Raw genomic sequence first — 12,335 nt, 5'->3', positions numbered from 1 at the left:
ACGTTTAAATAATTTGATCATCCTTTAATTGCTGTAATGCTTTCTCAGATAAGCCGAGGATTTCTTTATACACTTCTTCATTATGCTCTCCAAGCTTTGGGCCGGCCCATTTTATTTCTCCAGGACTTTTGGAGAACTTTGGAACAATACCAGGCATTTTTAATTTTCCAAGTCGATCGACATCCACCTCTTGAATCATGTCTCGAGCAGCGTAATGTGGGTCATTTACAATATCTTCAATGTTGTATATTGGGCCCGCTGGTACATCGTATGCATCCAAAATTTTTACAGCTTCTTGCAATGTTTTCGTTTGCGTCCATGCTTCAATAATTTGATCTAGAAATTCACTCTGCTTTGCTCGTAAATCATTTGAAGCAAATTCAGCACTTGTCCCTATTTCCTCTTTCCCTATTGCTTTCATAAGCCTCTTAAAAATACTATCGCCATTACCGCCGATAACGATATATTTCCCATCTTTACATACATATGTGTTTGATGGCGCAATTCCTGGAAGCATGCTCCCCGTTCTTTCTCTTATATGATTGTCATAATCATATTCCGGAAGCAAGCTTTCCATTAAACTGAATACCGATTCATACAGCGCTACATCTACGTATTGCCCTTGATTCGTACCGACTACATCCCGATGATATATTGCCATTAATGCACTCATTACACCGTATAAAGAAGATACAGAATCACCTATACTTACGCCGACACGGGTTGGCGGGCGATCTGGATACCCTGTTAAATAACGCAATCCACCGATTGCTTCTCCAATACTGCCGAATCCTGGCTTCTTGCTGTAAGGACCGTCTTGTCCATATCCTGAAATACGTACCATAATAAGTCGCGGGTTAATTTGCTTTAAATCCTCATAACCAATTCCCCATTCTTCCAATTTTCCTGGTCGGAAATTTTCAATAATAACATCGGTCGTTTTCACGAGTTCTTTTACAAGTTCTTGTCCTCTATTACTTTTTAAATCTAACGTAATGCTTTTTTTATTCCGAGCTTGTACGTACCACCAAAGTGACGTATCGTCATGCATATGACGCCATTTTCTTATTGGATCGCCTGCTTTCGGCGTTTCTACTTTAATGACCTCTGCGCCAAAATCGGCAAAAATTCTACCTGCAAATGGACCAGCAATTAATGTTCCTAACTCTAACACACGCAGTCCTGACAATAGCTCCTTCGTCATTTCTTTATTAAACATAAGATCACCCTACTTTTATAATATGAAAATATAATCGGTTTATAGCTTTTAGCGCTTTATTGTTAACTGTTAACAGTAAACATTAAAATAAAATGCCTTTTACTTTTCTGATTTTACCGTAATGAATCTATCCTTTCAAGCAATCGGTTATGCATCCGCTTTAAAGAGCCTTTTAAAGTGCGTTGTTAAATGGTGTCGATCATGCTTTATATGTTCTTCCATTAAGTGCTTTGCTTTGTTTCCGTCTTTAGTACATAACGCTTGATAGATTGCCTCATGCTCCATATGAGCAAACTGCCTTCTCTCTTGGTTTTGGATATTATATGCCCGATATAAATGAGTTAAACTTTTTAATTCATCCAATTGTGCTTTTAATCTTGGATTTCCACTCTGATTGATAATTGCTCTGTGAAAGTCGCTGCTTAAACGCATAAACTCAGCCGTCGTTCGTTCAGTTGGGACTTGCTCATTCGAGATTAGGTTAGACGCTTCAATAATAGAACCTAATTCTTTTAGTTTTTCGTCTGTTAAATGTTCCACAGCAAGCTCTACTGCAAGAGATTCCAATGCTTGCCGGCACTGATAGATATAAATGAGATCATCCACACTCGGTTTATAGACAAACAATTGATTTTTACGATCTCGTACGAGTAAACCTTCCTGTTCCAGTTTACGAATGGACTCTCTCACTGGTCCCCGACTAATATTTAATTGATTGGCGATATGCACTTCGTTAATTTTTTCGCCAAATTTAAACGTTCCAGTTAAAATGCTCTGTTTTAGTTTTTCATAAACCTGTTCATATAATGGCTGATGTCGAACGAGCTCCATCTCTATCCCTCCATTTCGCACGCTTTCCTTTTCCCATTTTATTTTATACGTTAATTTTAGTAAATACAATTTTTATCTAAAGTGCTTCGTATTGTATGAGCTCTATATTAAAAAATAGAATAATCGATACAAAAAAGTGTTTTATCACGATTATGCTTATCGCGCATACATACGTGACGCAAGCGCATATAAAAATCTACTTGACATCGAATAAAACATCCTTTAACATTATTTATACATTCAAATACGTACAGCGATGATGAAGAGTAGTAATCTGTATAACCTCTACAAGAGAGCCAGTGGATGGTGCAAACTGGCGTGGCATATAGATGAATGGACTTCTGAGCTTCCAAACCGAACCTTTTGTAGTAGGCTTTGGCGATTACAGTCTTATTCGTTATAAAAAGACGAACAAAAAGCAACCGTTTTTTGTTTACCAAAGTGAGCTATTATGAGCTAATAAAGGTGGTACCGCGAGATCCTCGTCCTTTTCGGATGGAAGGATTTTTTTAATTTAGAAAAATAATAGGAATGAATATAAAAACGATATACTATATATAAATAAATTGTTGCGTAAGAGGAGTAAGCTTTCTTGAAGCAATTCAGAGAGTCGGTAAAAGGTGAGATGCCGGCATGTGAATGAAAGCCGAATGGCCTTACAAGAGATTTTCTGAACAATAGTAGGAAAATACGGGTGTTCCGCCGTTATATGGATAGGATATTGGATGGATTCCTGTATCTGAAATGAGATGAAGAGATAATATCTTTTCAATTGAGGTGGCACCGCGAAGTGAATCGCCCTCTGTAAGTATAAATGTATGCTTGCAGAGGGCGATTTTTTTATTTTATTTCATGCACGTAAATTAATAAGGGAGGAATTTAAATGACAACGACTTACCCCATTCCGTATAAACTCGAAAAGAAGCATGCCGATATTTTAACACCTGTAGGGATTTTTAAACGACTGACCGGAGAAAGAAAGTTTTTACTTGAAAGTTCGGTACAGCACGAAAAAAAGGGGAAATATTCATATATTGGCTGCAATCCATATGAGGAAATTATTGGTATTGAAAATAAAACATTCGTTATTAACCATGAGGATGGTTCGAAAAAAGAAGTGAATCAGCACGTGATGGATTATGTGAAAGACAACCTTCCAAAGCTCGATATTGAGCTCCCTCTTCCATTTACCGGAGGAGCTATAGGATATATTGGCTATGATGTCATTCGTTATGCTCAACAGATTGGGGACAGATTGGAAGACGATTTAAATATGCCAGATGTTCACCTTATGATTTATAAAAACATTATTGTATATGAGCATGCGAATGAAACAGCACATATAATTGCGATGAATGTGGATCACCAACCTGAAGCGGTATTAGACGAAAGAATACTATCATTAAAAAATATGCTCGAGCAAAATATAAACATTCCCGAGCCAGATTCACGACCTATCGAGTTCCAACCGAACATATCTAAAGCAGCATTTATGGATAAGGTCGAAGCAGCACAGCAATATATTAAAAATGGTGAAGCCGAACAAATTGTACTATCCCAACGTATGCAAGCTCGTTTAGATGACGACCCATTTTCTTTTTATCGTAAACTGCGTACAGCAAACCCGTCACCATATATGTTCTATATCGATTTTTCCGATTATTTAATTATCGGTGCTTCTCCAGAAACACTCATCCAGACGAATGGAAGACATGTTGTTACGAATCCAATCGCTGGTACGAGAAGACGTGGAAAAACAAAAGCCGAGGATCAACAGTTAATGGATGACTTGCTTACTGATAATAAGGAGCTTTCCGAGCATGAAATGCTTGTCGATTTAAGCAAAGAAGAGCTTCGTCAAACATGTGAGCCAACGACCATCCACGTGCCAATATATATGAATATTGAAAAATATGAGCATGTCATGCACATCGTATCCGAAGTACATGGAACGTTACAATCCGACTATTCAAGTATAGATGCACTAATTTCCTGCTTGCCTGCAGGTACAGTATCTGGTTCACCGAAAACTCGAGCAATGCAAATTATTAATGAGCTAGAAGATAAAATGCGCGGCTTTTACGGTGGAGGCATTGGTTATATGACATTCAATCATGACTTAAATATTGCGTTAGCGATTCGATCTCTCGTTATTAAAGAGCAGACGGCCTATTTACAGGCAGGTGCTGGAATTGTTTTAGATTCCATCCCGGAAAATGAGTATATGGAAACGATGAATAAAGCAAGGTCCCTTATGGAAAATGGCCGTACCATTTCGTAGGCATACGAAATGATTACTGATAGCTTAAAGGAGGAGCTGTTATGCAAAGATATTTAGAAAAGCTAGTCAATCGAGAAAGTTTAACAATAGATGAAATGAAGGATGCTACTAACCTATGTTTTACGGACACAATTACAGATTCTGAGATTGCCGCTTTATTAACAGCATTGCGAGCAAAAGGAGAAACGGCGGATGAGATTACAGGAATTGTAGAAGTCATTCGATCTCATTCCCCCCTTCACTCAAATGCTTTACACAATGTAATGGATAATTGCGGAACAGGAGGCGATCGTTCCAATAGCTTTAATATAAGTACAACTACGGCATTCGTTCTTGCTGGAGCCGGATTAAAAGTAGCAAAACACGGAAACAGAAGTATTTCTAGTAAGACAGGAAGTGCAGACGTGTTGGAGCATTTAGGTGTATCTCTTTCCTTCTCTAAAGAGCAGGCAGAGGAAATACTTTATGAAAATAACATTACTTTTTTGTTTGCTCCGTTTGTTCATGCAAAGCTTAAACATTTCATGAAAATTCGTAAAGAGCTTGGCTTTCCTACAATTTTCAATGTAATTGGCCCGCTTACAAATCCCGTTGAATTACAAACGCAACTCCTCGGGGTCTATCGTCGGGACTTAGTTTATATGATGGCAGATGCGCTTAATAAATTAGGAAGAAAACGAGCAATTGTTGTCAATGGTGCAGGATCCATGGACGAAGCATCACTTGCTGGAGAAAATCATCTTGCATTACTTGCCAATGGAGAAATAACGCCATTCACTTTATATGCTGAAGAACTTAATTTACCTACGTATACAAATGATGAAATTCGTGGTGGCGATGCAAAGGAAAACGCACAAATACTCCGAGACGTACTCGATGGGAAGCCGGGGCCATACATGGATACTGTCCTTTTAAACGCTGGTCTTGGGTTATTTGCGAACGGAAAAGCTTCAACTATTAAAAAAGGTGTACAATTAGCAAGAGAGAGTATCACTTCAGGTGCTGCTCGAGAGCGTTTAGAAAAATTAATAAATTATAGTAAACAAATGAAAAGCGAGGCGATCTAATGTCAATATTAGATAAAATCTTAAAAGAAAAGAAAAAAGAAATAGAGATATTGCAGAATCAAACTTTTTCATCTTCTGCTCATAAAAACGTACCAACGCTGCATGAACAAATAAAGGGAGCTACACAAATCAGTATTATTGCAGAAATAAAACGTGCCTCCCCTTCTAAAGGGAATATTCATATGAACGTCGATCCAGTACAGCAAGCGAAGCAGTATGAAGCTTGTGGTGCAAGTGCTATTTCTGTTTTAACAGACAAACCGTTTTTCCATGGAACGATGGACGATTTAATAGCAGTACGACATGCAGTTGACATTCCTATCTTGTGCAAAGATTTTATCATCGATAAGATACAAATTGATCAAGCAAAAGCTGCTGGTGCGAACATTATTTTATTAATCGTTGCCGCTCTCGATCAAGAAGATTTAACTACGCTTTATCAATATGCATTAAATTCCGGTCTTGAAATACTTGTAGAAGTTCATAATGAGTCTGAAATGGAGCGGGCACTCCAGCTTGAGGCATCCATTATTGGTATAAATAATAGAGATTTAAAAACGTTTAACGTTGATTTAGAAACGACTGATGCACTTGCTTCTATGGTTACCGATCCAAACACGGTCATAATTAGCGAAAGCGGTATTCAAACGCGGGGAGATGTTTTACGCGTTGAAAATGCGGGTGCAAAGGCAATATTAGTTGGTGAAACACTTATGCGTGCAGAAGACGTAAAAGAGACATTTACACAATTACAAATTCCATTACGCTGAAAAGAGGGATACGATGCTCGTTAAAATTTGCGGAATTCAAACAGTAGAAGCAGCATGTACAGCGATCGAAGCAGGTGCTGATTTTATCGGATTCGTATTTGCACCAAGCAAACGAAGAATCTCTGCATTCAAAGCTGCAGAGATTGCGCACGCTCTCCCTTCTCCTATTAAGAAAGTCGGAGTTTTTGTAAATGAACGTGCAGAAACAATACGAGCAATAGCCGAAACCGTCGAGCTCGACTTTATTCAGCTGCACGGAGATGAAACAGCCGACTTCGCAGCTGCTCTGCCCTATCGAATAATTAAAGCTTATACGATCGACCAAGCAATGTGTGAAAACATATCCGATTTTCCATGTGACTATTACTTAATTGACAGTCCCGCACAGAAATATCGCGGAGGAAGTGGCGAAGCATTCGCATGGGAGAAAATAACGAAGCTTTCCGTCGATCCTAATAAACTGTTGCTAGCAGGTGGATTAACTACAGAAAACGTACGACAAGCTATTACAGTCGCTCAACCAGTTGGGGTAGATGTATCCAGCGGCGTAGAAACAAATGGTATAAAGGATAATTTGAAAATAAAAACTTTTATCCAAAAAGCAAAAACGTAGGTTACATGTTTTAAATACGATTCCCTCACCTGTTTGCAACGGAAGGAATGAGCATTACTTTAATAGATGAATATACGAAAGTATCGAAAGGATGGAATAAAATGACAGCCTATGAAATGCCTAATGAAAATGGTCGCTACGGTAATTACGGAGGGAGATTTGTTCCTGAATTACTAATGCCAGCACTATTCGAATTGGAGCAAGCTTATGAAGCGGCTATTTCTGATCAAGAATTCCGCAACGAGCTGAATCACTATTTGAAGCAATACATTGGCAGAGAAACACCTCTTTATTATGCAGAAAATTTATCTAAAGCTCTTGATGGTCCTCAAATTTATTTAAAGCGTGAAGATTTAAATCATACTGGCGCTCATAAAATAAATAACACGATTGGCCAAGCATTGCTTGCTCTTCGGATGGGTAAGAAAAAAATTGTTGCAGAAACCGGCGCAGGTCAGCATGGCGTTGCAACGGCAACCGTTTGTGCATTGCTCGGTTTGGAATGTGTTGTATTTATGGGGGCAGTCGATGCCAAAAGACAGGAACTAAACGTTTTTCGTATGGAATTGCTCGGAGCTCGAGTAGAACGCGTTCCACAAGGAAGTGCAACGTTAAAGGATGCTGTGAATGAAGCGTTGCGTTATTGGGTTAGTCATGTAGAGGATACCCATTATATTTTAGGCTCTGTCGTAGGCCCACACCCATTTCCAAAAATTGTCCGAGACTTTCAATCGATCATTGGGCAAGAAACGAGAAAGCAAATAATAGAACAAACCGGAAAGCTTCCTGATGCGGTAGTTGCTTGTGTAGGTGGCGGAAGCAATGCTATGGGAATGTTTTATCCGTTTATTGATGATACGACTGTAAACTTGTATGGGGTCGAAGCAGGCGGCTACGGGGTGGAAACGAATAACCATGCCGCGACATTGACAACAGGGGTTACTGGAATACTTCATGGTACGATGACGAAGCTCTTACAAGATGAGCATGGTCAAATCCAAGAGGCTACATCTATCTCAGCAGGACTAGATTATCCTGGAGTAGGTCCTGAGCATAGTTATTTAGCTGAGACAAATCGAGTCACTTATCCTTCCATAACCGATCAAGAAGCACTTGAAGCGTTCCAGCTGTTATCCAAAACGGAAGGGATTATTCCAGCTTTGGAAAGCTCCCATGCAGTAGCTTATGCTACTAAGCTAGCGAAAAGCATGCATAATGATGAGACACTTATCGTCTGCTTATCTGGTCGAGGCGACAAAGACGTCGCTCAAGTGAAAGCAATATTGGAGGGGAACAACCGTGGGTAAAGAGAAAATCGAACAAAAATTCCAAGTAAAAAGAGATGCGAATGAAAATTTATTCGTCCCTTATATTATGGCTGGCGACGGTGGATTGGATCAACTGGAAGATCGTATGTTGTTTTTACAAGCAAGTGGTGTTGCCGCAATTGAAGTTGGCATTCCATTCTCAGACCCCGTTGCGGATGGCCCAAGTATACAAGACGCTGGCCAACGTGCATTAAAAGCTGGTACAACCTTAGCTTCTGTTTTGGAAACACTCGAACAGTTTAAAGAAAAACGAGAAGTACCTACCATTATAATGACATATGTAAATCTGATTTACCGCTATGGGGTTGAACAGTTTGCGCTTGATTGTATAAATGCAGGCATTGATGGAGTCATCGTTCCAGATGTGCCACTAGAGGAAGAAGACTTTTTGACCTCTACGTTTCAAAAACATTCAATCGCGTTTATTCGACTAGCCGCACGAACAAGCCCACCAGAACGCTTAAAGCAAATCGCTGAGCGCGCGGAAGGCTTTTTATACGCTGTCTCTGTAAATGGGACTACTGGTGCACGCGCAACGCATCAAGAAAGTGTACACGCCTATTTAGAAACCTTGAAAAGGTATTCCAACGTACCTGTGCTTGCTGGCTTTGGTGTTTCAACACCCGAGCAAGCTCAGCAACTAAGCGCGAATTGTGACGGCGTTATTGTCGGAAGTAAAATTGTTGATTTGTTTCATCAATCGGATAAATTGGCGATTGAGTCACTAATAAAACTAAGTCTTTAAACGATCAATACGTTTTAATGCAATTACGAGAAATCCTTATTAATAAATAAAAACGATGCGTCCTGTATTTGCACAATACAAGAAGCATCGTTTTATTTTTCATATATTACCTTCAACTATGGTAAAGTTCGTAACTGACAATTAGACCTGGACATATAAAACCTACTAAATACTTTAATCGTATTGCGTATAATTACCACATATCCCATTTCTTATTAATGAGTCCGACATCCTTCAGTAAGCTTACAAATAAACTATCCTTTTCTCCAGCAAGCGCTTCCTTTGAGCATGTGTCATTTGCTTTATAATTCAAATCTATCGCTTCACCTAACGTCCCATCCGCAATATGATTTGTAGCATTCGATTGTTCGAAACATGGTGGCGCAATATACGTCGAATACGTATGTTCTAAAATCACCCGCGTATCTGCATCGGGGTTCGTTTCCTTTTTTACAAAGAAAAAAGCAACAACGATAACAAGTATTAAAAGAAAGCCAATTAACAATTTTTGTTTCATACAAACGCTCCTTTACATATAGTATACAGTGTAATAACTTAATAGGGGTCTTGGATTAGCTTGTGGAAAACCAGATTTCTCTCCACTCGCCCGCAGAAAGTGCATATATTTCATGAACGGCAATGATAAAAAAGTTACCCTTCTCCATTGTGTTCCAAATGCCCTTTTATAGTAGTGCTCAGCAATTAAATAAATACGAATTCATTCCATTAGCTTCATAAAATCATTGCTTCCTTACATTATAAATACCGAACAACAAACACACAATATATATAAACTAAGAAAGGCATTTTTCTTCATTCAAATATATGTTTGACTATTTGATTGACTCTTGTCGTTTTCTCGCGTTACAATAGAATCAACAAAACATTCAAATGACTATTATAATGAGGTGGGCAATTTGACTGAAAGTAAAGAAACTGTAGCTATAAAAGACACGTGTGACACTTTTTGCTACGATGAAGAAAAAGTTAAACGAATTCAGTTACAAATAAATGATGTGTCCGGTGTAGAATCAATATTTAAAGCCTTATCCGATCCAACTCGTTTAAAAATCGCCTATTCTTTAACACTTGCTAAAGAATTATGTGTATGTGATGTGGCGAACATAATCGGTTCAACTACTGCAACTGCTTCCCATCATTTACGATTACTCCGTACAATGAAACTAGCGAAATATCGTAAAGAAGGAAAACTTGTTTTTTATTCACTAGACGATGATCACGTACGTCAACTTGTATATATTGCAATGGTGCATGCAAAGGAGGAGCAACATGGCAACGAACGATAATGTATATCGACTTCAAGGACTATCTTGCATGAATTGTGCAGCAAAGTTCGAAAAAAATATTCGTGCAATTTCTACCGTAGAAGATGCTCAAGTGAATTTCGGAGCTTTAAAGCTTACGGTAAAGGGAGATGCAACGATTGCCCAATTAGAAAAGGCTGGTGCCTTTGACGGGATTAAAGTTTTGTCAGAAAATGAGCCTCCGCCTGAAAATACAACCCCATTTTGGAGAAAACGCGAAAGTATCACTACGATTATCTCCTTGTTTTTCATTATTGCCGGTTACGTTTTATACTTTCAACTTGAACCAAAAAGTCCCTTTACAATCGGAACGTTTGCATTAGCTATTATAATCGGCGGCTATGATCTATTTAAAGTCGGGCTAAAAAACCTTGTAAAATTAGATTTTGATATGAAAACCTTAATGACGATTGCCATTATCGGTGCAGCCATCATCGGTGAATGGGGCGAAGGAGCAATTGTTGTATTTCTGTTCGCATTAAGTGAAGCATTGGAAAGCTTCTCCATTAATAAAGCGCGGAAATCCATTCGGACGTTAATAAATATTGCACCGAGAAAAGCGATGATTAAGCGTGGAAATTCTGTCGAAGAACTGAACGTTGAAGATATCCGCATAAATGACATTATGATCTTAAAGCCTGGTGAAAAAGCAGCAATGGACGGCGAGATTATTAAAGGGGAATCTTCTCTCAATCAAGCTACAATTACCGGCGAGTCCATACCGGTTCATAAGACGTTCGGAGATGAAGTATTTGCAGGAACGATTAACCAAGAAGGATATTTAGAAGTTCGAGTTACAAAACGAGTGGAAGACACTACGCTATCTAAAATCATTCATTTAGTCGAAGAAGCACAGGCAGAGCGGGCACCTTCTCAACAATTTGTTGATAAATTCGCCAAATATTATACACCTGCCATTATGGCAATAGCTCTTCTCGTTGCCATCTTACCACCGATTGTTGTTGGGGCAAGTTGGACCGAATGGATCTATCTCGGCTTAGCTGTTCTTGTAGTCGGCTGTCCATGTGCACTTGTTATTTCCACACCGGTGGCGATCGTTACTGCTATAGGAAACGCAGCTCGCAATGGGATTTTAATCAAAGGTGGTATTCATTTGGAGGAAACCGGACGTTTAAATGCGATCGCCTTTGATAAAACGGGTACTTTAACGGAAGGGACACCTGAGGTAACAGATATTGTTCCAACTGAACCGTATTCAGAGGCGGATATTTTAAGCTTGGCCCATGCAATTGAAGCATACTCTCAACATCCACTTGCTTCGGCCATAATTAAAAAAGCAAAACTGGTAGAAGGTAAAAAGGTTAATGCAGAAAACTTCCAATCAATTACCGGTAAAGGTGCAAAGGCAGTAATTAATGGAAAAGAAGTTTATATTGGAAATTCAGTCTTATTTGAAGAGATCGGTTCATTACCTAGAGAAAGCAAGCAACGAATTTCTAGTCTGCAAGCGGAAGGTAAAACAGTAATGATTCTTGGAACGAGCAACGAAGTTTATGGAATTATAGCTGTCGCCGATCAAATAAGAAAAAGCAGTTTTTCAATTATAGACCAACTCTTTAAACTTGGAATTCAAAAAACGATTATGCTAACAGGTGACAACAAAACAACTGCGGTCGCTATTGGAAATCAATTAGGATTAAGTGAAACGAGAGCAGATCTTCTTCCAGAGGATAAACTTACTACAATTAAGTCGTTACAGCAAAAATATGGGAAAGTAGCAATGGTCGGCGACGGGGTCAATGACGCACCCGCACTTGCTTCAGCAAATGTCGGTATTGCAATGGGCGGCGCAGGAACAGATACAGCATTGGAAACCGCAAATATTGCATTAATGGCAGACGATTTAGAAAAGCTCCCTTACACAATCTCACTTAGTAGAAAAGCATTGCACGTTATTAAGCAAAATATCGCTTTTTCACTTGGGTTAAAAATTATTGCTCTTTTACTCGTCATTCCAGGTTGGCTTACCCTTTGGTTAGCCATTATAGCGGATGTAGGTGCAACACTGCTCGTCGTATTAAATTCAATGCGTTTAATGAGAGCAGGCGAAAGAAGCTCAATAGAAAATAACGTTTAATATTTACCTTGTTTGTCCTAACGGATGCGAAAGTGTTGTGGCAAAAATTGTGAACGAA

General features: G+C 38.9%; 11 protein-coding genes and 2 other annotated features. Of the genes, 8 read left to right on the top strand and 3 right to left on the bottom strand.

All coding sequences use genetic code 11. The features are described from left to right. Nucleotides 1-4: 4 nt before the first annotated feature. Together ACLIBH_RS01070 and ACLIBH_RS01065 are read right to left on the bottom strand one after the other, a co-directional pair. Nucleotides 5-1,219 carry a CaiB/BaiF CoA transferase family protein gene (locus ACLIBH_RS01070; RefSeq protein ID WP_439314817.1) on the bottom strand — a complete coding sequence of 405 codons (1,215 nt, stop codon included), beginning with the start codon at nt 1,217-1,219 and terminating at the stop codon, nt 5-7. Nucleotides 1,220-1,366: 147 nt separating this feature from the next. After that, nucleotides 1,367-2,050: a GntR family transcriptional regulator gene (locus tag ACLIBH_RS01065; protein ID WP_439314816.1), complete on the bottom strand. Its 684-nt coding sequence runs from the start codon at nt 2,048-2,050 to the stop codon at nt 1,367-1,369. Between the two features lie 247 nt (nt 2,051-2,297). Further along, nucleotides 2,298-2,543: a binding site (T-box leader), on the top strand. A 67-nt stretch (nt 2,544-2,610) separates the two neighbouring features. Next, nucleotides 2,611-2,856: a binding site (T-box leader), on the top strand. Between the two features lie 77 nt (nt 2,857-2,933). Here ACLIBH_RS01065 and trpE point away from each other — a divergent pair. From trpE to trpA, 6 genes are all read left to right on the top strand, one after another. Then, nucleotides 2,934-4,331, top strand: coding sequence for an anthranilate synthase component I (gene trpE / locus ACLIBH_RS01060; protein ID WP_439314815.1), 1,398 nt, complete (start codon nt 2,934-2,936; stop codon nt 4,329-4,331). A 41-nt stretch (nt 4,332-4,372) separates the two neighbouring features. After that, entirely contained in the window at nt 4,373-5,398 is a 1,026-nt protein-coding gene (trpD, locus tag ACLIBH_RS01055) for an anthranilate phosphoribosyltransferase (protein WP_439314814.1), read from the top strand. Beyond that, a complete protein-coding gene (gene trpC / locus ACLIBH_RS01050) occupies nt 5,398-6,168 on the top strand; it encodes an indole-3-glycerol phosphate synthase TrpC (RefSeq protein ID WP_439314813.1) in 771 nt (256 codons plus the stop codon). Before trpD ends, trpC begins: the two co-directional genes overlap by 1 nt. Before the next feature lie 13 nt (nt 6,169-6,181). Beyond that, nucleotides 6,182-6,781: a phosphoribosylanthranilate isomerase gene (locus tag ACLIBH_RS01045; protein WP_439314812.1), complete on the top strand. Its 600-nt coding sequence runs from the start codon at nt 6,182-6,184 to the stop codon at nt 6,779-6,781. A gap of 101 nt (nt 6,782-6,882) precedes the next feature. Further along, a complete protein-coding gene (gene trpB, locus ACLIBH_RS01040; protein WP_439314811.1) occupies nt 6,883-8,088 on the top strand; it encodes a tryptophan synthase subunit beta in 1,206 nt (401 codons plus the stop codon). Beyond that, nucleotides 8,081-8,854: a tryptophan synthase subunit alpha gene (trpA, locus tag ACLIBH_RS01035; protein ID WP_439314810.1), complete on the top strand. Its 774-nt coding sequence runs from the start codon at nt 8,081-8,083 to the stop codon at nt 8,852-8,854. The genes trpB and trpA overlap by 8 nt, the downstream gene beginning before the upstream one ends. 193 nt (nt 8,855-9,047) lie before the next feature. Here the strand turns inward: trpA and ACLIBH_RS01030 are convergent, their stop codons facing one another. Further along, nucleotides 9,048-9,371, bottom strand: coding sequence for a hypothetical protein (locus tag ACLIBH_RS01030; protein ID WP_439314809.1), 324 nt, complete (start codon nt 9,369-9,371; stop codon nt 9,048-9,050). Between the two features lie 400 nt (nt 9,372-9,771). On the opposite strand from ACLIBH_RS01030, the gene ACLIBH_RS01025 reads away from it, so the two are divergent. After that, nucleotides 9,772-10,161 carry an ArsR/SmtB family transcription factor gene (locus ACLIBH_RS01025; RefSeq protein ID WP_439314808.1) on the top strand — a complete coding sequence of 130 codons (390 nt, stop codon included), beginning with the start codon at nt 9,772-9,774 and terminating at the stop codon, nt 10,159-10,161. Continuing rightward, the gene (locus tag ACLIBH_RS01020) at nt 10,145-12,277 is read left to right on the top strand and encodes a heavy metal translocating P-type ATPase (RefSeq protein ID WP_439314807.1); all 2,133 of its coding nucleotides are present in this window, start codon (nt 10,145-10,147) and stop codon (nt 12,275-12,277) included. Before ACLIBH_RS01025 ends, ACLIBH_RS01020 begins: the two co-directional genes overlap by 17 nt. Nucleotides 12,278-12,335 lie beyond the last annotated feature (58 nt).

Source organism: Virgibacillus sp. W0430 (genome assembly GCF_051846935.1).
In the GTDB taxonomy this organism is placed as follows: Bacteria; Bacillota; Bacilli; order Bacillales; family Amphibacillaceae; genus JBPYCR01.
Note: the sequence above shows the minus strand (reverse complement) of the source record. Positions and strands in the feature narration are given on the sequence as shown.